The sequence below is a fragment of the Streptomyces marispadix genome (assembly GCF_022524345.1).
GTDB lineage: Bacteria > Actinomycetota > Actinomycetes > Streptomycetales > Streptomycetaceae > Streptomyces > Streptomyces marispadix.
On record NZ_JAKWJU010000002.1, the window covers coordinates 4,667,733 to 4,688,263 of the forward strand.

At 70.5% G+C, this 20,531-nt stretch carries 19 protein-coding genes; 12 read left to right on the forward strand and 7 right to left on the reverse strand.

What is annotated here, in order from left to right:
- Nucleotides 1-68: 68 nt before the first annotated feature.
- Nucleotides 69-989 carry a protein phosphatase 2C domain-containing protein gene (locus MMA15_RS19655; RefSeq protein ID WP_241061456.1) on the reverse strand — a complete coding sequence of 307 codons (921 nt, stop codon included), beginning with the start codon at nt 987-989 and terminating at the stop codon, nt 69-71.
- 556 nt (nt 990-1,545) lie between these two features.
- Between MMA15_RS19655 and MMA15_RS19660 the strand changes: the two genes are divergently transcribed.
- From MMA15_RS19660 to MMA15_RS19680, 5 genes are read left to right on the forward strand one after another with little or no spacing between them, the layout of a single operon-like run.
- Nucleotides 1,546-4,428 (forward strand): sensor histidine kinase, encoded by a 2,883-nt coding sequence (locus tag MMA15_RS19660; RefSeq protein ID WP_241061457.1) that lies wholly within the window; start codon nt 1,546-1,548, stop codon nt 4,426-4,428.
- A complete protein-coding gene (locus MMA15_RS19665; protein WP_241061458.1) occupies nt 4,425-5,018 on the forward strand; it encodes a roadblock/LC7 domain-containing protein in 594 nt (197 codons plus the stop codon). The genes MMA15_RS19660 and MMA15_RS19665 overlap by 4 nt, the downstream gene beginning before the upstream one ends.
- Entirely contained in the window at nt 5,015-5,434 is a 420-nt protein-coding gene (locus MMA15_RS19670; protein WP_372498271.1) for a DUF742 domain-containing protein, read from the forward strand. Before MMA15_RS19665 ends, MMA15_RS19670 begins: the two co-directional genes overlap by 4 nt.
- Nucleotides 5,415-6,056, forward strand: coding sequence for a GTP-binding protein (locus tag MMA15_RS19675; protein ID WP_372498272.1), 642 nt, complete (start codon nt 5,415-5,417; stop codon nt 6,054-6,056). Before MMA15_RS19670 ends, MMA15_RS19675 begins: the two co-directional genes overlap by 20 nt.
- Before the next feature lie 48 nt (nt 6,057-6,104).
- A complete protein-coding gene (locus tag MMA15_RS19680; protein WP_241061460.1) occupies nt 6,105-7,361 on the forward strand; it encodes a styrene monooxygenase/indole monooxygenase family protein in 1,257 nt (418 codons plus the stop codon).
- Nucleotides 7,362-7,482: 121 nt separating this feature from the next.
- Here the strand turns inward: MMA15_RS19680 and MMA15_RS28280 are convergent, their stop codons facing one another.
- From MMA15_RS28280 to MMA15_RS19710, 6 genes are all read right to left on the reverse strand, one after another.
- The gene (locus tag MMA15_RS28280; RefSeq protein WP_241061461.1) at nt 7,483-8,583 is read right to left on the reverse strand and encodes a C40 family peptidase; all 1,101 of its coding nucleotides are present in this window, start codon (nt 8,581-8,583) and stop codon (nt 7,483-7,485) included.
- A 303-nt stretch (nt 8,584-8,886) separates the two neighbouring features.
- Nucleotides 8,887-9,750 carry a protein kinase domain-containing protein gene (locus tag MMA15_RS19690; protein WP_241061462.1) on the reverse strand — a complete coding sequence of 288 codons (864 nt, stop codon included), beginning with the start codon at nt 9,748-9,750 and terminating at the stop codon, nt 8,887-8,889.
- 122 nt (nt 9,751-9,872) lie between these two features.
- Complete coding sequence (locus MMA15_RS19695) at nt 9,873-10,127, reverse strand: DUF8847 domain-containing protein (RefSeq protein ID WP_241061463.1); 255 nt, start codon at nt 10,125-10,127, stop codon at nt 9,873-9,875.
- Nucleotides 10,127-10,609 carry a redox-sensitive transcriptional activator SoxR gene (gene soxR, locus MMA15_RS19700; RefSeq protein WP_241061464.1) on the reverse strand — a complete coding sequence of 161 codons (483 nt, stop codon included), beginning with the start codon at nt 10,607-10,609 and terminating at the stop codon, nt 10,127-10,129. The genes MMA15_RS19695 and soxR overlap by 1 nt, the downstream gene beginning before the upstream one ends.
- Nucleotides 10,610-10,698: 89 nt before the next feature.
- On the reverse strand, nt 10,699-11,451 hold the full coding sequence (locus tag MMA15_RS19705) for a TetR/AcrR family transcriptional regulator (protein ID WP_241061465.1): 753 nt from the start codon (nt 11,449-11,451) through the stop codon (nt 10,699-10,701).
- 53 nt (nt 11,452-11,504) lie between these two features.
- Nucleotides 11,505-12,461, reverse strand: a complete 957-nt coding sequence (locus tag MMA15_RS19710; protein WP_241061466.1) for an AurF N-oxygenase family protein — start codon at nt 12,459-12,461, stop codon at nt 11,505-11,507.
- A 210-nt stretch (nt 12,462-12,671) separates the two neighbouring features.
- Here MMA15_RS19710 and MMA15_RS19715 point away from each other — a divergent pair, with 210 nt between their 5' ends.
- The 7 genes from MMA15_RS19715 to MMA15_RS19745 all read left to right on the forward strand — a co-directional run bounded on the left by MMA15_RS19715 (nt 12,672) and on the right by MMA15_RS19745 (nt 20,504).
- Entirely contained in the window at nt 12,672-13,823 is a 1,152-nt protein-coding gene (locus MMA15_RS19715) for a ferritin-like domain-containing protein (protein WP_241061467.1), read from the forward strand.
- Between the two features lie 331 nt (nt 13,824-14,154).
- Nucleotides 14,155-15,003 (forward strand): SigB/SigF/SigG family RNA polymerase sigma factor, encoded by an 849-nt coding sequence (locus MMA15_RS19720; protein WP_241061468.1) that lies wholly within the window; start codon nt 14,155-14,157, stop codon nt 15,001-15,003.
- Nucleotides 15,004-15,542: 539 nt separating this feature from the next.
- The gene (locus MMA15_RS19725) at nt 15,543-15,845 is read left to right on the forward strand and encodes an ATP-binding cassette domain-containing protein (protein ID WP_277401235.1); all 303 of its coding nucleotides are present in this window, start codon (nt 15,543-15,545) and stop codon (nt 15,843-15,845) included.
- Nucleotides 15,748-17,202 (forward strand): sugar ABC transporter ATP-binding protein, encoded by a 1,455-nt coding sequence (locus MMA15_RS27975; protein WP_277400416.1) that lies wholly within the window; start codon nt 15,748-15,750, stop codon nt 17,200-17,202. The genes MMA15_RS19725 and MMA15_RS27975 overlap by 98 nt, the downstream gene beginning before the upstream one ends.
- Nucleotides 17,199-18,224 (forward strand): ABC transporter permease, encoded by a 1,026-nt coding sequence (locus MMA15_RS19735; RefSeq protein ID WP_241061469.1) that lies wholly within the window; start codon nt 17,199-17,201, stop codon nt 18,222-18,224. Before MMA15_RS27975 ends, MMA15_RS19735 begins: the two co-directional genes overlap by 4 nt.
- Nucleotides 18,221-19,189 (forward strand): ABC transporter substrate-binding protein, encoded by a 969-nt coding sequence (locus tag MMA15_RS19740; protein ID WP_241061470.1) that lies wholly within the window; start codon nt 18,221-18,223, stop codon nt 19,187-19,189. The genes MMA15_RS19735 and MMA15_RS19740 overlap by 4 nt, the downstream gene beginning before the upstream one ends.
- A gap of 262 nt (nt 19,190-19,451) precedes the next feature.
- Complete coding sequence (locus MMA15_RS19745; protein ID WP_277401237.1) at nt 19,452-20,504, forward strand: DUF4185 domain-containing protein; 1,053 nt, start codon at nt 19,452-19,454, stop codon at nt 20,502-20,504.
- Nucleotides 20,505-20,531 lie beyond the last annotated feature (27 nt).

Genomic DNA, 20,531 nt, shown 5'->3' on the forward strand with positions numbered 1-20,531 from the left:
GGGTCCTTGAGGGACACACGGGGGTACCTGCGTGCCGCCTTTGCCCGGTGCCGCGTCAGGAACGCACTTCAGCGCGTCTCGCGTGCGTCCTTAGCGTCCTCGGAGTCCCCGGCCCCCCGGCCGTGCGCTTCGTGCACGCCCAGTTCGGCGAGGACCGCCGAGGCGTCGTCGTGCCGCTTGCCTCGCGGGTGCGCCGTGCCGTCCGGGTCGGCGCGCTCCGCCTCCCGTACTCGGGCGATCAGCCCCTCGGTGCCCTCCTTGCGTACGAAGTTCAGCAGCGCGGCCCAGTCGCCGAACCGGAACGTCTGGCTCCAGCGGGCCGCGCCGTCGCTGAGCGCGAGCAGCGCCCGCACGTCCGCACGCGGCGTGGAGCCGGTCACCGCGAGCGCGGCCACGGAGGGGTCGGCGGCCGCGGTGTAGAAGCCGGAGCCCCCGGGGGCGTTGCGCAGCGCCTCCACGGCTCGTACGTACTCGGCGCGTGCGGCGCCCCGTCGGGGGCTGCCCTCGGGCAACTCGCGTACCCGGGCCCGCAGTCGGCCCGCATGCTCGGGAAGCCGGTCAAGACGGGGGTCGAGCACCGCCGTCACCGAGCCGCCGTGATCCTCCACGAGCAGCGCGGAGTCGGACAGTACGAGGTGCTCGACGCGCTCCCTGCCCCAGCGGGCGGCGACCACGGTCGCCTGCGGGGTACGGCTGTGAGAAAGGTCACAGATTGAAATGTGCGCGGCGGCGGTAGACGAGATGGCCTCCGAAAGACAGTGACGCAGCGTCAGATCCCGCTGCGCGACGGCGAGTTCGAGCAGCGCACCGCCGAGTCGCGCGGTGAACCACGGCACTCCGTGAACGCATCCGGTGTCTCCCGCCGGAGGTGTCACACCGTCCAGCAGCACCAGCGCTCCGCCCTCGCCGGAGGAGGGGAGGGCCGCCGAGACGTAGTCCTCGTTGGGGCGGCCGGGATCTCCGGGTTCGCCGGTCATGTCGATGCGCATGCCGTCAGTCTGCACTCGGCGGACCGCGCCGGAAGGCCCGCACGGCATGTGTCAAGAGGCGGGGCGATACGGAAGGACCGCCAGGTCAGAGTCCCCGGGGAACCGAAGTTGACCGGAATTAGCGCGTCCGCAAGTATGCGAATGCGCATCCTGCCAGGAGGCAGCCGGGATTGCCAACCAGTGCCCGTTACAGGGCGGTTGGGGTGCGCAAGGGGAGTTGTTCACTGACGCCCCGTTACGGTTCACTCCTTCGGGTGGTCCAGCAGGAGAACGTCACATCGCCTGTCATCCGTACTGGAAGGGTCGGACGGCGTCCGAGGGGATGTACTAGGACGACACCGGACCAAGTCCGCTCCTGCGACACAAGGTTGGAATGAGCCGACCCGGGCCGGTCCCGGGGCAGGCCCCGACGAGATTGCGAGCACGGGTGCGGACGAAGCTACTGCGGAAACCGGGCGGACCGGGTGTGCCGGGCGGACTGCGATCCAGGCCCGGGAGCCCGACGACGGCACGGGACGGCGGTCCGTCCCGGCAGACCGGGCCCCGCCGGGCCCGGGTGCGCAACCGTCTGCTGGCCTCAGTGGTGCTCTGCTCGATCGCGGTGATCGGGGCGGGAACTCCCGCCGTGCTCACCTCATACGGCGACCTCACCGAGTCCCAGCGGCTGGTGGAGCGCGCCGAACTCGACAAGCGGGCCATCTCCCTCGGACACGCCCTCGCCGACGAGCGCGACGGCATGGTCGAGTACGTCGCCGCAGGCCGTACGAGCCGCAACGGCGCCGGTGTCACCGAGGAGCAACGGGCCCGCGTCGACCGGCAGATCACCGAGATCCGGGAGACGGCGCCCGCTTCCGTGCGCAAGGCGCTCGGCAAGCTGCCCCGGCTGCGCCAGGAGGCACAGGCGGGCCGCAGCGGCGCGCTGGACGTGCACGCCGCCTACACCGCCACCATCAAGACCCTTCAGGACGTGGGCGCCGAGGTCGCCCGCTCCCTGCCCGCGCGTGCCACCGACGGCGGCGGCTCGGGTGCCGCGCACACGCTGCCCGACCTGGGCCAGGCCGTGGCGCAGGCGTCCTCGGCGCGCGGGCTGCTGCGCGGTGCGCTGGCCGCCGGCGGGCCACAGCGCGCCATGACCGCCGAGGCGCAGCGCGCCACCGTGAGGGAGCAGGCCGCGCTCGCGGACTTCGGCGACGGCGCGGGCAGTTCGGCACGTGAGAGGTTCGCGAAGACGGTCACCGGCGCCGACGTCTCCGTGGCCGAGCGCTATCTGGCGCGGCTGACCGACCAGCCGTACCTGTCGCCGTCCGACCGTGCGATGAGCCACGACCGCATCGACGCCGCCCTCTCCGCCCGCGTCGACGGGATGCGAGGCGTCCAGTCGTCGTTCGCCGCCGAGGAGTTGAAGCATCTGGAGCGGCTGCGGGACGGCGACGTCACCACGCTGGAGTGGCGGATCGCCCTCGTCGCAGCGTGTCTGCTGCTGGCCGCGGGCATCAGCGTGCACACGGCGCGGTCGATGGCGCGCCCGCTGTCGGTGCTCAAGCGCGGCTCGCGCAGGCTCGCGAGCGACCCGGCGGGCGAGGAGCCGGTCGTCTTCCACGGCAGGAACGACGAGTTCGCCGAGGTCGTACGCTCGCTCAACACCCTGCGCGAGACCCTCGTGGCCGTACAGGAGCGTGCTGCCGAGGCGGAGGCCGACAACACCTATCTGGTACGCCACAAGGACGCGCTGACCGCCGAACGCGACCGTGCGCGCGGCGAGTTCGAGAAACTGAAGGAGCGGCTCGACGCCCTGTCGGGTGCCGTGCACGGGACCTTCGTCAATCTCGCCCTGCGCACCCTGGGCCTGGTCGAGCGCCAGCTCGGCGTCATCGAGGACCTGGAGGAGAAGGAGAGCGACCCGGGCCGGCTCAGCACGCTGTTCAAGCTCGACCACCTGGCGACGCGGATGCGGCGCTACAGCGAGAACCTGCTGCTTCTCGCCGGCGCCGAGCACGTCACCGCCGGCCACTCGGGACCCGTACCGCTGCTGGACGTCGTGCGGGCCGCCATCAGTGAGATCGAGCGCTACGAGCGTGTGGAGCTCGGCACACTGCCGCCGCACGTACAGGTCTCCGGTCACGCGGCGGACGACCTGAGCCACCTCGTCTCCGAACTCCTCGACAACGCCGCCACGTTCTCCCCGCCGGACGCCCAAGTGCAGCTCTCCGGCTGGCTGCTGGAGAGCGGCGAGGTGATGCTCTCCATCGAGGACGAGGGCATAGGCGTCACCAGCAGAAGACTCGCCGCGCTCAACGCCAGGCTGAGCGTCCCCGAGGGGCAGGAGCCCCCGGAGATGGAGGCACCGGGCATGGGGAGCGGGGACCGCGGCGCGGAGGCCGGGCTCGGCATGGGCCTCTACGTGGTCGCACGGCTCGCGGCACGGCACGGGTTGCGGGTCCAGTTGCGGGAGCGGCGGCAGGGCGGCGGCATAGCGGCCGTCGTGGCCGTACCGAGCGCGCTGCTGCCGTCGCGGCCGGCGCCGGTCGCGGCGGGGTCCGGGGAGGTACCGGGTGGAGGCCGTCCCGAGGCGCTCTCGTCGTCGTTCCCCGGTTCGGTCGCGGAGGCCAACTCCAATGCGCTGCCCCGCCGTCGGGGCGGCCCGGGCGCAGGAGCCGAAGCACCCGCCGGAAGCAGCGAGGCCCCGGGAGTCGGCGGAGCCGGAGCCGGCAGCGGACACGGCGACGATCCGCTGGTCACGGCAGCCGAACAGGCCGTTCGCGACGCGGGGATCGCCGCTCGCGACGCGGGCGACGCAGGTGCTTCGGGCGCCCCCGAGGAACACGGCTGGGCGCCGGGCGAGTCGGGCACCCGGGCGGGTCACGACCCGGAGCCGGAGCCCGGGGACGGGCCCGCGGAGGCCGGGCCAACGGAAGACGGGCCCGCCGAAACCGTTGCGGGCACCGGGACTTGGCATGGCACGGAGACCCCGGGCCCCGGGCCGCGCAGGGCCCGCCACGCCGCCCCCGGAGCCGGACCCGCGCACGAGTCCGCCCTCACGCAGGAGTCCGGCCCCGCGCAGCGCACCGGCCCCGTAGGGGAGCCCGGCGGCGCACACGAGACAGCCCCCGTTCAACAGACAGCTCCCGCACCGGAGTCCGGCCCCGCGCCCGAGGCCGGACCCGCCGGACCCCGCGCCGGTCTCCCGGAGCAGCCGAGGGTGACCGACAAGGGACTCCCCAAGCGGACCCCGCACCATGTGGAGGCGCAGACGAACTCGGCGCCGCCGCGCAGGCAGAGCGCGAACGCCGAGGAGATGCGCCGCCGCCTGGGCGGTTTCCAGCGGGGCGCCGCCCACGGACGCCGTGACGCGGCCGTCGAGACCGGCGCTGATGAGAATGTGATCGACCGACGGGGGGCGCAGTCCGATGGTGGTACCGCCGAGGAGGCTCGCACGTGAACGCGCCCACCACGCGCACTACCGGCAGCACCCAAGCGCGCAATCTGCGCTGGCTGTTGGAGAACCTTGTCGACGAGGTGCCGGGCATCCTGTCCGTCGCCGTCGTCTCGTCCGACGGACTTCTGCTGCTGGCCTCCGACCAGCAGGCGCAGACCGCCGCTGACGACGCCGCCGCCACCGGCGCGTCCGGCGACCCGCGTCAGGGCGACGGCGCCGCGGACGGCGACGGCGGCTCCGGGCGGCACAGAGGCGCCGCCGAGCCCCCTGCGGTCCGCAGGAGCAGCCGCCGCAGCCCGAAGGGTTCGAGCGCCGACCTGGCCACCATCGTCTCCGGACTCGGATCGCTGACTCTCGGCGCCGCGAAGCTGATGAACGGCGGTGAGATCCGGCAGACCGTGGTCGCCATGGAAGAGGGCTCGCTCTTCGTGATGTCGATAAGCGACGGTTCCCTGCTCGGTGTGCACGCCACGCCGGACTGCGACATGAGCGTCATCGCCTACCACATGGCGCTCTTCGTCGGCCGCGCCGGCCATGTCCTAACGCCCGAACTCCGAACCGAACTGCGCTCGTCGATGGAGCTGGACAAGTGACACCTGCTTCTTCCCCTTCCTCTCCGCCTCCGTTGCCCGTACGGCGTGAGAGCGGCAAGTCGAAGAGAGTCCGCCCCTACACCCTCACCGGAGGCCGTACCCGCTTCGGCCATGTGCTGCTGGTCGAGACGATCGTCGCGGCGATCGAAGCCCCGGAGGAGCGCCCGGAGTTGACCTCCGGCGGTTTGCGTGACCGGGTGATGCCCGAGATGCGGGCGATTGTCGAACTCTGCCGCCGCATGCGGTCGGTGGCTGAGATCGCGGCACTGTTGAAGATGCCTCTGGGCGTGGTACGGGTTCTGCTGAGCGACCTCGCCGATCAAGGACGGGTACGCGTTCATGGCACCGGGCACGGCAGCGACCGGCCCGACCGTGCGCTGTTGGAAAGGGTGCTGGGTGGACTTCGCAGGCTCTGAGCCGGTCGTGGAAGAAGTGAGGACTGCGGACGGGACCGCGCCCGGAGTTCAGGACTGGCAGGAGGATCTCTCACAGGCCCCCATCTCCACGAAGATCGTGGTGGCGGGCGGCTTCGGCGTGGGCAAGACGACGCTGGTCGGTTCGGTCTCCGAGATCGAACCGCTGACGACCGAGGCGTTGATGACGCAGGCGAGCGAGTCCACGGACGACATCGCCTCCACGCCGGACAAGACGACGACGACCGTCGCCATGGACTTCGGCCGCATCACCCTCGAATCGGACCTGGTGCTCTATCTGTTCGGTACGCCGGGCCAGCAGCGCTTCTGGTTCATGTGGGACGACCTGGTGCGCGGCGCCATCGGTGCCGTCGTCATGGCGGACACCCGGCGCCTGGAGGACTGCTTCCCCGCGCTGGACTATTTCGAGAGCTGCGGGTATCCGTACGTCGTCGCGGTGAACCACTTCGAGGGCACCACCGCGTACGAAGCCGAGGACGTGCGGGAAGCCCTGTCCGTGCCCCGGCATGTGCCTGTCGTGATCATGGACGCACGGGAGCGGAGCACCGTCCTGAAGTCCCTGCTCGCGCTGGTCAGTCACGCCCTGGACGTCACGCCCGCCTGACCGGGTGCGGACGCGAACTGCACACACGTACGGAGAAGAGAGACCGCCATGCGGAAGATACTCATTGTCGGAGCCGGACAGGCGGGACTTCAGCTCGCGCTGGGCCTCCAGACGCAGGGCTACGAGGTCACCGTGATGTCGAACCGCACGGCCGACGAGATACGCGGCGGCCGCGTCATGTCGACGCAGATGCAGTTCCACACCGCGCTCCAGAACGAGCGTGACATCGAGGTCAACTTCTGGGAGAGCCAGACGCCGAAGGTCGAGGGCCTGGGCGTCTCCGTCGCCGACCCGGAGTCGGTGCAGGGCCCCGGCGAGACCCAGCGCGCCATCGACTGGCTGGGGAGGCTGGACAATTACGCGCAGTCCGTCGACCAGCGCGTGAAGATGTCCGGCTGGATGGAGACGTTCGCCCAGCGCGGCGGCCAGCTCGTCATCCACGGCGCGGCCGTCTCCGACCTGGACTTCTTCGCCAAGAAGTACGACCTGGTCCTCGTCGCCGCCGGCAAGGGCGAGCTGGTGTCGATGTTCGAGCGCGACGCGGAGCGCTCGCCCTACGACGCACCGCAGCGCGCCCTCGCCGTCAGCTACGTCAACGGCCTGGGACCGCGCCCCGAGCACCCCGACACCGAAGCCGTGCGCTGCAACCTGGTGCCGGGCGTGGGCGAACTGTTCGTGATGCCCTGCCTGACGACGTCCGGCCGCTGCGACATCCTCTTCTGGGAGGGCATCCCCGGCGGCCCGCTGGACGTCTTCCAGGGCATCAAGGACCCGAACGAGCAGCTCGCCAAGACCCTTGAGCTGATGGAGCAGTTCACGCCCTGGGAGTACGCACGGGCCACGAAGGTCGAGCTGACCGACGCCAACGGCACGCTCTCCGGCCGCTACGCCCCGACCGTGAGAAAGCCCGTCGGACGGCTGCCCAGCGGCGGTGCCGTGCTCGGCGTCGCGGACGTGGTCGTCGCCAACGACCCCATCACGGGCCAGGGTTCGAACTCCGCGTCCAAGTGCGCCGCGGCGTATCTGAAGTCCATCCTCGAACGGGGCGACAAGCCCTTCGACGAGGAGTGGATGCAGCAGACCTTCGACCGCTTCTGGGCCGACGTCCAGCACACCACGAAGTGGACGAACGCGATGCTGGCGCCGCCGCCCGAGCACGTCCTCAACATCATCGGCGCGGGCGGCCAACTCCAGCCCGTCGCCGACCGGTTCGCCAACGGCTTCAACAACCCGGCGGACTTCGAGGAGTACCTCTACGACCCGGCGAAGGCCGAGGCGTATCTGGGCAGCTTCGCCGAAGGCTGACGGCGCCGGCCGGGGGCCGGTCCCTGGCCAGGGCCCCCGGCCGCCGCGCCCGTTGTCTCCCGGCGCGGCGGCCCGTCACGGGCGGGGAAGGGGGACCCGCCCGCGGCCCGGGTGCCGTGCTTCAGCGCAGCGGCTTCGGCAGCCGGTAGCTGAGCAGCGGACTCATGCCCGCGTCGGGCCGCACCGCACCCCGTACGGACGGGATGGCGCCGACCGGTGACAGCTTCACGGACGAACCGGGCCGCGGCGCGTGTACGACCTTGCCCCGCCCGGCGTAGATCGCCACGTGCGACGCGCTCCTGTAGTAGACGACGAGGTCCCCGGGACGCAGCCTGCTCATCCGCACATGCCGCAGCGTCTTCCACTGGGCCTGGCTGGTCCGCGGGATGGAGCGCCCCGCCTTCCCCCACGCCTTGTGCGTGAGCCCCGAGCAGTCGTACGCGCCGGGGCCCTCCGCTCCGAAGCGGTACGGCTTGCCGATCTGCCGCAGTGCGAACCTCACGGCCTTGGCGCCCACACGCGACGGCTTGCGCAGGGACTTCGAACCGCGCAGCCCGTGCGCGGACATCAACGAGCGCTGGACGCCTGCCTGTTGGGCCGCCTCCAGACCGCGCAGCCGGGTGAGCTGCTCGGGGGACAGCGACGCCAGAGCGCGCTCGACCCGGTGCAGCCGGGAGCGTACGGCGTCGCGCTGCCTCTTCTTGCGGTCGGCGAGCCGCTGCTGCCCGGCGAGCGATTTGCGGGCGCGCGCGGTGAGCTGACGCTGTCTCTTCTCACCCGCGACCAGCCGGTGCACGGTCAGTGCCTGGCGCCCGGCGGCGCGCGTGAGCAGGCGCAGCCCGTCCATGGTGTCGCGGGGCTCACGCATGAGGAGAAGCTGGACCACCGGCGGCAGTCCGATGTCGCCGCGCCGGTACTGCTGGCGGGCCAGACGGCCGGCGTCGCGGCGGCTCTCGGCGAGCACGGAGCGCAGCGAAGTGAGCGCCCGCTCGGCCTCGTGGGTGCGCTTGCGCTGCCGCTCCAGCTTCGCGGAGGTCCTGTTGTACGCGTCCGAGGCGGACTCGGTCTGCTCGTACATGACCCGCAGTTCACGCAGCAGTTCGCCGACGGGCTTGCCGACGGGGTCGGCCATCACGGGCGGCGGCTGGAAGGCGAGAGCCGCGACTGCCGCCGCGGCCAACGCCCCGGCGGCGATGGAGCGTGGAACACCTCTGTGCGACACCTCTCGCCTCCGATCTGACTGGCTACCGGAGCGATCGTGCACGGCGGCGCCGGTTACCGGCGGGGAGGTCAGGCTCGGAGCGGGGGTCAGTCACCCGAAGGGTGCGGGGGCGTCGTCCGTGCGGCGGCGGCACGGGGCGGGGCGTATCGCGGTGCGCTCACGCGCGCCGGTGCGGGCGCCGGAATACGCGTCGGAACGCGGCGGGGGCGCGGCGGCACCGGCCTGCGGCACGGGCGTACGGGCGTACGGCAGGGACGTACGGCAAGGACCGCAGGCCCGGCGAGAAGGGCGGCTGCCCGGGGTTCACCTGCCGAAGAGACGGCGTCCCGCCAGCTTGCGCGCCGCGTCGGCGGCCGTGCCGATCTCGTGCGCGTACGCCTCCGGCAGCCAGTCGACGGCGGGCTGTTCCGCGGTCTCGGCCAGATCGAGCGCGGTGGCGAGGACGCCGGGGGTAGGGCGGGAATCGGGGGTCTTGTGCAGACAGGCGAAGAGCGCCGGGCACAGACCGTCCGGGACTCCCGTCAGATCGGGGTCCTCGCGTGCCATGGGAAGCATGTTCCCGGCGAACGGCTGATGGGCGCTGGAGGCGAAGACGAGGGTCGCCCCGAGGTCGAAGACGTCGTCGGCCAGCTCGTCGGTGGCGGGGCCGCTCATACGTCCCAGCGCGAGGCCGTAGTCGACGACGCGGGGCGCGTCCGCGGCGAGCAGCACATTGTGCGGTCCCAGATCGCGGTGGGTTATGCCCGCCGCGTGAAGGGCCATCAGCGAACGGGACAGCGCGCCGCCGAGAGCGCGCACGGACGACTCGGGGAGCGGGCCGAACTTGGCGACCAGCACCTCCAGGGAGACGCCGGGCACGAAGGCGTTGGCTATCCAGGGCTTCGCGCCGTCGAGTTCGCAGCCCGCGGCGTCGGCCACGTACCTGCTGCGTACATTCGCCGCCGCCGACTGCATCTCCTGCCGAAGCCGCGCCCTGAGCGGGCGGTCGCGGATCAGCTCCGGCCGCAAGGTCCGCACGGCGACGAGCTGCTTGCGAGCCCCCCGCTGCGGTGCCCCCCGCCCCAGATAGACGGTGCCCATACGGCCGTTGCCGAGCACTCCGTGAAGGCGGTACGGGCCCAGTCCCTGGGGATCTGCGCTGCCGAGGCCGGACATCCCTTGGATCACGCAGGGCAGCCTAGGCGCACAGCGTGTACAAGGGGACGTCGCGAACAGAACCGTCGCAGTTCTTCGCAAACTTCACGTGAGGCGCAGAAATCGTCAGGGATGTACCCGGGCCTGACCGGACATCAGCGGCGGAACGGGCCCCGCCGGGGCCGGGCGTCCGGTTCGTGCACGTAGCGCCAGCCGCGCGGAATGCCCAACCGCCGTGTGTAGGACGCGGGTTCGAGACGGTAGACGTGCACCGTGGCCGCCCCGTCCTCGTCCGGGGAGGGTACCGGCACCTCGTAACGTTTCGGTGGGCGGCCGTCGATTCCGGTGAGCACCGGCAGTACGCGGCCGTCCAGCGGGCCGCCGACGAAGAGGCTGTCCTCGCTGCGCATCAGCGGCATCCGTCCGCGGAGGCGTCGCAGCCGGCGAGCGAGCGCGGGCCGGGGCCCTCTTCGCCGAGCTTGTCGTAGGGGTTGGCCAGCGCGCAGTGGTCGAGGGAGAGGCAGCCGCAGCCGATGCACTCGGTGAGATGGTCGCGCAACTGCGTCATCAGCTTGATGCGCTGGTTGAGGTCCTCCCGCCAGCACTCCGAGACCCTCGCCCAGTCCTCCCTCGTGGGCGTACGGCCCTCCGGGAGCAGCGCGAGCGCATCGCGGATGGCGGCCAGGGGCATGCCGAGCCGCTGGGAGGCGCGGATGAACGCGACGCGGCGGAGGGTGTCGCGGCTGTAGCGGCGCTGGTTGCCGGAGGTGCGGCGGCTGCGGATGAGGCCTTCGCGCTCGTAGTAGCGCAGCGCGGAAGGTGCGACTCCGGCACGCTCGGCGAGTTCGCCGACCGTGGCCTCCTTCGCCTGCCAGGACAGTTGGTTGGACATGCGGCCACGATAGGCGTTCTTCAAGTTTTGTTTAAGTCTCGTCGCGGGTTCATGGGCGCCCTCGCCCCGGACCGCCAGTCCCCTACGGGTCAGAGGCCGCCGGGCGGCTGGAGCAGGTGGCCCTTGTCGCCGACGACGGGCAGCATGCGGCGTGCCAGTTCGCCGACGGGGCCGTCGCCCTCCTCCAGGTCCAGCGCGTGACGTACGATCCGCGCCGTCTCCGCGTCCCTCGTGGCCGACGCCATCAGCAGCGCGACGAAGTGGTCCAGCAGCCAGTCCCTCAACTCGCCCACGGGCGGCTGCTTGTCCTCGTCGAGCCACATCAGCGAAGCGGCCTCGACGACGGTGATCCAGGTGCTGACCGTCATCCGCAGCCGGGGGCCCGCCTCGTGGCCCGGCTGGAACCCGAGGTGGAAGAGGATCTGGTCGGCCGCCGCACGCCGCACCTCGTCCACGATCGCGTGCGTACGCGAGGTCTGTACGACGCTGCCCCCCTGGAGCAGCGCCATGAAGCCGGCGTCGTGCCCGTCCACGAACGCCAGATAGCGGTCGAGGGCGCGGACGAGGCGCAGCGTGAGCGGCCCCGTCTGCGGCTCGGCGAAGCACTGCTCCAGCTCGTCGGCGGCGCTGCGCAGGGCCGCCTCGTACAACTGCTGCTTGCCGCCCGGGAAGTAGCGGTAGACGAGCGGGCGCGACACACCGGCGGTGGCGGCCACGTCGTCGAGGGAGACCTCCTCCGGCGGATGGTGGGCGAAGAGGCCGAGCGCGGTGCCGATGAGCTGCGTACGCCGTTCGTCCACGCTCAGCCTGCGATACGCCGGGGCCGTGCCGCTGCTGCTCATCCCATGAGCGTAACGGGCGGGCCAGTGCCCGGGGCGGCGCGGGCGTCTCCCGCTCAGCGGGCCAGCAGGCCCGAACTGACCCACAGCTTCCGGCCGATGCCGCGCATCACGCCGATCTCGTCCAGGAAGTCGGTGAGCCGCCGGGCGCCGGTCTGCATCACCTCGCGGCGGTGGCCGCTCGCCTTGACCTGGGCCATCGCCTCGCGCTTGTCCAGGCCCACGTTCGTGTAGACCTCGGGGTTGATGAAGGAGATGGAGAAGACGCGGGCGGCCTCTCCCGAGCTGATGCGTGTGAACTCGGCCTCCCAGCGGGGGCAGCTCACCATCTGGCGGCGCAGCTCCTCACGTGCGTAGCGCACGTGACGTGCCTCCTCGACGACATGGATGCGGGTCACTCCGCGCACCAGCGGCTGGACCCGCTCGTCGGGGAACGTCAGCCGCTGCATCCAGTCGAGGATCTCCTCGCCGAGGAGCGTGGCGGTGAAGGAACCCGGCGTGGTGGAGACGGTCTTCAGCAGCCGGGCGAGGTTGTGGTGGAGCCGGGAGACGCGGTAGGTGGGGCTGCCGCTCTTGGAGATCATGCGGGCGAACATCTTCGAGTGGCGGCACTCGTCCTCGATCTCCGTCAGCGCGTACCGCACATGGCTGCTGGTGAGGGACTTGTCGTAGATGTGGCGCACCAGGAGCTGCATGAGTATGACCTCGAACCAGATGCCGAGGGAGGCGAGCGAGGCGGCCTCGTGGCGTGCGAGGTCGAGGCGCTGTTCCTGCGACATCCGCTTCCACAGCGGGGTGTCGTAGAGGGACACCAGCTCGGGCGGCCAGAACCACTTGCCTTCTTCGAAGTCGGCGTCCCAGTCCAGCTCGGTCTCCGGGTCGAACGAGTGCTTCTTCGAGGATTCGAGCAGACGCTCCGCGACCCGCTCCCTGTCCTTGAGCAGTCCGAGGGCGTCCCGGAGCGGCCGTTCTCCGGTCTCTTCGGGGGTGGCCGTGTCAGGGGTGATCGTCATGCTGGGCACCTCTTCGTGAGTTACCGAAGGTTACATCGCCGGACAGTCTTATGAGACTGCCTGTCAGCAAGGCGAGTCAATCCCCGTGACGTACATTGCGCGGCTTTTGTTGACCCGGCGGTAACGGCCGTGTGAGCCTGCCGACTGCCTGCCGTGGCAAGCCCGTTGAGGTCCGCGGCCGGCCCAGCGACCCGGAGTCAGGAGGCGTCCATGTCCACGCACGACCTCTACACGCTGAGCCCGGGGGCCGAGGGCTGGGAGGTGCCTGCCTCCGGTGCGGCCCGCTTCAGCTGGGACTACGACGACGGCCGCGACCGTCTGCTCGCCCTCTATCAGAAGGGCAAGGACAAGCAGTGGGACGGCCAGTTGCGCATCGACTGGGACCTGGAGGTCGATCCGTACGACCCGCTCGGCACTCCCGACGAGGCCATGTCGCTGTACGGCACGTCCTACTGGGACAGGATGAGCGAGGCCGAACGGGCCGATCTGCGAAGGCACTACGCGTCCTGGCAGTTCAGCCAGTTCCTCCACGGCGAGCAGGGCGCCATGGTGTGCGCCGCTCGGATCGTGGAGTCCGTACCCGACCTCGACGCGAAGTTCTACTCCGCGACCCAGACCATGGACGAGGCCCGGCACGCGGAGATCTACGGGCGCTTCCTGCACGAGAAGGTCGGGATGGTCTACCCGATCAACGACAACCTCCAGTCCCTGCTGGGCGACACCCTCCGCGACTCCCGCTGGGACATGCCGTATCTGGGCATGCAGGTGCTGATCGAGGGGCTGGCGCTCGCCGCCTTCGGCATGATCCGCGACACCACGAGCAAGCCGCTGCCCAAGCAGATCCTCGCCTACGTCATGCAGGACGAGGCCCGGCACGTGGCCTTCGGACGGATGGCGCTGCGCGACTACTACAAGCAGCTCACCGAGGCCGAACTGCGCGAGCGCGAGGACTTCGTGATCGAGGGCTGCTATCTGATGCGCGACCGCCTCAAGGGCGTGGAGGTGCTGGAGAACTTCGGCGTTCCGCGTGCGGAGGCGGAGGTCTTCAGCGAGCAGTCGGACTTCCTGAAGCTCTTCCGGAAGCTGCTCTTCAGCCGCATCGTGCCCTGCGTCCGCGACATCGGGCTGTGGGGCGAGCGGCTACAGCGTGCGTACCTCGACATGGGCGTCTTCGAGATGGGCGACCAGAACCTGGATCTGCTGATGGCCCAGGACGAGGAGATCGCGGAGAAGCTGGACGCGGAACGCTTCGCCGCGGAGGAGGCCGAACGTACCGCCGAGGTCGCCGACGCCATCGCCGAGGGCGAGCGCGAGAGCGAGGGCGAGCCGGAGGAAGCGGAAGCGGGCGGCGCCACGCGCTGACGCGGCGGCTGTGACCGCAGGGCCCCGGGTGTGCCGATGTGCACCCGGGGCCCTCGTGCGTCCGGAGTCCTCGTGTGTCCGCAGGCCGTCACCGGAAGAGCCGGGACGAAACACGGCGTACGTGTGGCACGAGGCTCCGGCGCGACGTAGTTTGAAGGGGATCGGGAGTAATGAGGATGTAATTACTCTTCGGGTTATTTGAGCACCATGTGCTTCGGCCAGTAGGCACAGCTTGCGGGAGGGCGGTCGGCGCCGCCGCGCTTGATCGCTGTGTCGGCTCCCGTGGGGACGCGCTACCCGTAGTTCACCGCGCACCGGGAGGCAGCAGGTCATGTCAGCAGTCCGTTTCCGTGCCAAGCACGCACGCCACCCGCATGACGATGCACCCGACACCGCGGCCCACTTCGAGCGCATCACGTCGCTCCCCGACGGGCCGGAGAAGGAGGAACTGCGCCAGGAGGTCGTGAGGGCGTGGATGCCGATGGCGGACCGTCTCGCCCAGCGCTTCCGCAACCGCGGCGAGAATCTGGAGGACCTCCAGCAGGTCGCGGCACTGGGCCTCGTCAAGGCGGTGGCGCGCTACGACCCGGCGCGCGGGTGCGCCTTCGAGAGCTTCGCCGTGCCGACCATCGTCGGCGAGATCAAGCGCCATTTCCGTGACTACATGTGGGATCTGCATGTGCCGCGGCGCGTGCAGGAGCTGCGTAACCGCGTGCGGGCGAGCAGCCGTGAACTCGCGGTGACCCTCGACGACCGATCGCCCACCGTCGCGCAGATCGCCGAGCACAGCGGGCTCAGCCAGGAGGACGTCGTCATCGGCATGGAGGCGCTGGAGAGCTACAGTGCGCTGTCGCTCGACGCCGAACTGTCGAAGAACGAGGACGGCTACTCGCTGCTGGACACGCTCGGGGCCACCGAGCCCGGCTTCGACCGCGTGACCTACCGCGAGGCGGTCAAGCCGCAGTTGCGGAATCTGCCGGAGCGGGAGCGGTACATCCTCTATCTGCGGTTCTTCTGCGACATGACGCAGAGCAGCATCGCCGAACAGCTCGGGATCTCCCAGATGCACGTGTCGCGGCTGATCAGCCGTACATGCGAGCGGCTGCACCGCGAGGTCGAGGCGGAGGTGGCCGCCCGTGCGCACGAGCCAGCCCCCGAGCGGGCCCCGATGACGGTCTGACCGCTCCTCCGGAGTGTCGTCGGGGCCCCTCGGGTCAGGGGGCGATCGGTCCGGGCGCCCCTCGGGTCCGGGGAGGGGACGGGGCCGAGGCCGGCCGTGACCGAAGCAGCGGCGGAGTTCCGGACCGAGCGCGGCGAGCCGGGAGCCGAACCGGGGCCGGGGGGCCGGGGCCCGTCCGCATCCATGTCGCCAGGATGCGGACGGGCCCTTCCATGCGTACGGGGCCGTCACATGTGGCGGGGGCCGGATGCCGAGCCGTCGGTTCCCTGGTCCCGAGTCCCGGCTTCCGCGCGGCACTTCCGGAATCGATTTCAGGTCGGGCGTCCGGTCGTCGTATGGAGACTCTATGGAGTTCGAGCACGCCCATTGACGGTCCCTGGGGCGCTTCCTAAGCTCTGCTGAAATCGATTTCTAGGGCTGGTGGGGAGGCGCTGGAGATGGAGGACGGTCACGACGAGGCGGCCGGAGGCGCTGCGGTACCGCTGCTTCGAATACGCGGCGTCGCCAAGAGCTTCCCCGGGGTGCGGGCGCTGCGGGACATGCGTCTCGACCTCCGTCGCGGCGAGGTGCTCGCGCTCGTCGGCGAGAACGGCGCCGGCAAGTCGACGCTGATGAAGCTGCTTTCGGGCATCCACACACCGGACGCCGGTGAGTTCGTACTGGACGGCGAGCGGGTGCGCATCGCCGGCCCCCCGGCAGGCGCAGCGGCTGGGCATCAGCATCATCCACCAGGAGTTCAACCTGATGCCCGACCTCACGGTCGCGCAGAACATCTTCATCGGACGGGAGCCGCGGGGGCGCCTGCTGCTCGACGAGCGCGCCCTCGGCGAGCGCGCCCGTGAACTGATCGAGCGGCTGGAGCTGCCGCTCGACCCGCGGCGCCGCGTGGGCACGCTCACCGTCGCACAGCAGCAGACGGTCGAGATCGCCAAGGCGCTGTCGTACGACGCCAGAGTGCTGATCATGGACGAGCCGACGGCGGCGCTGAACGACGCCGAGGTACGCGTACTGCACGCGCTGATACGGCGGTTCACGGGGAAGGACGGCGGGAGCGGAGACGGCGGCCCGGATGCGGTAGGCGGACCCGGCAGCAGCAACGGCAGCAGCAACGGCAGCAGCAAGGGCAACGGCACCGAGAGCGGCACCGGCGTCATCTACATCTCGCACCGCATGGAAGAGCTGAAGTCGCTGGCCGACCGCATCACGGTCATCCGCGACGGACAGTACGTCGACACGCTCCCGGCGGCGGAGACCCCCATGCGCGAGGTCGTATCGCTCATGGTCGGCCGCGAACTCGACGGCGGCGCGGGCCCCCAGGGCGTGCGCGACGACCGCGAGACGGTCCTCAGCGTGCGCGGTCTGTCGACGAAGGAGCTGCTGAGGGATGTGTCGCTGGACCTGAAGCGCGGTGAGATCCTCGGCCTCGCCGGGCTGATGGGCGCCGGGCGCACCGAATTCGCCCGCGCCCTCGTCGGCGCCGACCCGGTCACCGCCGGGACCGTCACCCTCGAAGGCCGCAAGGTCAGGATCGGCAGCCCGGCGGACGCCGCCCGGCACGGCATCGGCTATCTCTCCGAGGACCGCAAGAACTACGGCCTGCTGCTGGAGCAGGACGTCGCGACCAACATCGGGATCGGGTCGCTCAAGCAGCGCTTCCAGTCGGCCGGTTTCGTCGACGCCCGTGCGATGCGTGCCGCCGCGGAGGAGTTCATCGGCAAGCTCGGCATCCGTACTCCCTCCGCCGGTCAGACGGTCAAGCATCTCTCCGGCGGCAATCAGCAGAAGGTCGTCATCGCCAAGTGGCTGCTGAAGGACTGCGACATCCTCGTCTTCGACGAGCCGACCCGCGGCATCGACGTGGGCGCGAAGGAGGAGATCCACCGCCTCGTCGACGAACTGGCGCAGCAGGGCAAGTCGTTGATCGTGATCTCGTCCGACCTCCCCGAGGTGCTGCGGTTGTCGCACCGCGTCGTCGTGATGTGCGAGGGCCGGGTCACCGGCGAACTGTCGGCGGACGAGGCCACGCAGGAGAAGGTCATGCACTACGCGACGCTGCGTGCCGCGCCGGAATCCGGGTCCGGTCCCGGTACGGGCTCCGGTCCCGGTCCCGGTCCCGGTCCCGGTGGCAGGGCGTCCTCGGCATCCGCGGCTTCCGTACCACCCGCAGACGGCAACGGCAGGCAGGAGATGGTCCGATGACAGCCCCGACCCCGACAGTCGCCGCGCCGCAGCAGGAGACCGGCGGCGGCACACCGTCCGGCGGCAGGCTGCGCGGCGGAGTGCTGGGACGGGTCCGGCAACTGCTCGCGTTCGCAAGCCTGATCGCGATATTCGTCTTCTTCTCCGTCGCCGGCCCCAACTTCCTCAACTACAGCAACATCACCTCGATGCTGTTCTCGACGGTCGTCATAGGGACGTTGGCGCTCGGCGCGACCTTCGTCATCGTCACCGGCGGCATCGATCTGTCCGTGGGCACGGGCATGGCGCTGTGTGCCGTCATGGGCGGCGTGCTGATCGTCGAGGCGGGGCTGCCCGTATGGCTCGGTGTGTTCGGGACGCTGCTGTTCGGTGCGCTGATCGGGCTCGTCAACGGGTTGAACGTCACGGTGCTGAAGCTGCCGCCGTTCATCGCGACGCTGGCGATGATGCTCGTGGCGCAGGGGCTGGCGCTCGTGATCTCGGGCAGCGCGCCCATCTACTTCTCCGAGGAGTCGGGCTACGCGGACATCTCCACCGGCAGCGTCGTACCGGGCGCGGACTTCCCCAACGCGGTGATCGTCTTCGCGCTCGCCGCCGTGGCCGGCGGAGTCGTGCTCAACAGGACGCTGCTGGGCCGCTATACGTACTCGATCGGCAGCAACGAGGAGGCCACGGCGCTCTCCGGCATCGACGTACGCAGGTGGAAGGTCGTCGTCTATGTCGTCTCGGGGCTGTTCACCGGTCTCGCCGGTGTGCTGATCTCCGCCCGGCTGGGCTCGGCGCAGCCCGCCACGGGCATGGGCTACGAATTGCAGGCGATCGCCGCGGTGGTCATCGGCGGCACGTCGCTGTCCGGCGGCAAGGGCTCCATCGTCGGTACGGTCATCGGCGCGCTCATCATCTCCGTACTGAACAACGGACTTCAGATCACCTCCGTGCCGCAGGAGTGGCAGAACGTGATCCTCGGCTGCGTGATCGTCGCCGCCGTCTACGCCGACAACGCCCGCAGGAGCAAGGCGTGACGGGCCGGCGGGCCCTCGCGGCCGCGGTGGCGGCGGCCACCGCTCTCGCGCTCGGCGCGTGCGGCGCCAAGGGTGAGCAGACGGGTGCGGGCGGCGGCAAGCCGTATGTCGCGATCGTCTCGAAGGGCTTCCAGCAGCAGTTCTGGCAGGCGGTGAAGAAGGGCGCCGAGCAGGAGGCACGCAGGCAGAACGCCACCATCAGCTTCGAGGGACCCGCCACCGAGAGCGACGTCGAGGCCCAGGTGAACATGCTGGCCAACAGCATCGGGAGGAAACCGGACGCCGTGGGCCTGGCGGCGCTGGACTCCCGTGCGCTGGAGCCGTACTTGAGGAAGGCGCAGCGCAGCGGCACCCCGGTGGTCGCCTTCGACTCGGGCGTCGACAGCGACATCCCGGTGACCACGGCCGCCACCGACAACAAGGCCGCGGCGGCGGAGGCAGCGCAGCACATGGCGAAGGCCGTCGGCGGCAAGGGCAAGGTGGCGCTGGTCGTGCACAGCCAGACCGCGGGTTCGGGCATCGACCGCCGGGACGGCTTCACTTCGTGGATGAAGGCGCACGCGCCGGGAGTCGAGTTGCTGCCCGTGCAGTACGGGGGCGGTGACCAGACCAAGTCCGCCGACATCACCAAGGCGGTCATCGCCTCCAACCCGGACGTCAAGGGGATCTACGGCAGCAACGAGGGCTCCGCGATGGGCGTCATCCAGGGCGTCAAGGAGAGCGGCCGCAAGGACATCGCCACCGTCGGATTCGACTCCGGGCAGGGCCAGATCAACGCGATCGAAGAGGGCCGCATGGCGGGCGCGATCACCCAGAACCCGGTGGCCATCGGCCGTCAGGTCGTCAGGGCGTCGGTGTCCGCGATCGAAGGCAGGAAGCTGCCCGAGGTCATCGACACCGGCTACTACTGGTACGACCGGCGCAACATCGACGATCCGAGGATTCGGTCGGTGCTCTACCACTGAGCCGCTGCCGCTGCCGCTGCCGCTGCCGCGTCCGCGACCGGCTGCCGCGGCAGCTACGGCGCCCGCTGCCGGAACCCGATCAGACGCAGACACCCGAGACGGCTCTCGCTCTGCTGAAAGCAGCGGGCGAAAAATCCGAACAACTAAATGAACAGGGGGAATTGAAGTGACGCGGGCATCGTGGAACGAGCACGGCGGGCAGTGCGGCGAAAAGGATCGTCGGCAGGAGCGGCCGGGACGGGGCGGTGCGAGCCGCCGTTCGCTGCTGCGCGCCGGACTCGGAACCGTAGCGGGCGCGGTGGGAGCAGCCGCCGTACAGCCCGCGCCCCCGGCAGCGGCGGAGCCGGGGCCTGCGGCGATCACCGGCACGAAGATCAAGAACCTCACCGGCCCGCAGGAGACCGGCGCCTTCGGGGCGCACTGGACGGACCTCGGCATCCCCGTGCTCAGCCCCGGCGGGGGGATGCTCTACATCGCGGGCGACACCTTCGACGGCGAGGCCGCGATGGAGGGCGACTGGCGCGCACCGGTGGGCCTGCGCTCCAGCAGCACGGACCCGGCGTCGCTCACCGTCGACGGCAGCGTCGGCGGCGCGCACGCCAGGGGCCTCGTCCCCGAGGGCCACGAGAACGGCAACACCGCTCTGCCGTCGGACGTGTTCGCGATCGGGGACACGCTCTACATGCATCTGATGCGCGGCCCGCTGCACCGCACCCATCACACCGACTTCTGGCGCTCGGCCGACAACGGCGAGAACTGGGAGTACCTGTGCCAGTGGCCGGGCGACATGCTCGGCGGGCAGTTCCAGCAGAAGACCTACGCGGTCGCGGACGACGGCTGGTGCTACGTCCTGTCGTCCGTCTTCAACCGCGACACGGTGTCCGGCCTGCTGCTGCACCGCGTACCGCACGACCGGGTGGGCGACCCGGCCGCGTACGAGCCGTGGGGGCACGCGGACGGTTCCTGGGGCTGGGGCAAGGCGGCCACGACCGTGACCACCCCGCGGAAGTGGGGTGAGATCTGCCTGCGGGCCATGGGCGGCAAGTACGCGCTGAGCTGGCTGAACATGGACCCGCTGGACATGAGGGTGCAGATCTTCGCGACGCCGACGTCGGATCTGTTCGGCACGCCCGAGCAGACGGTCATCGTGCCGACGACGCCCGGGACCGAGAGCGGCAACGCGGTGGCCAGCCCCTACGGCGGGTTCATCGTGCCCGGCTCGACGTTCGAGGACTTCCACATGATCGTCAGCCAGTGGTACGACAACCTCAACTACCGCTGCATGCAGTACCGCATCAACGGGCTTGCGGCGTAGGGGCTTTCAGGCGAACAGGAGGACGAG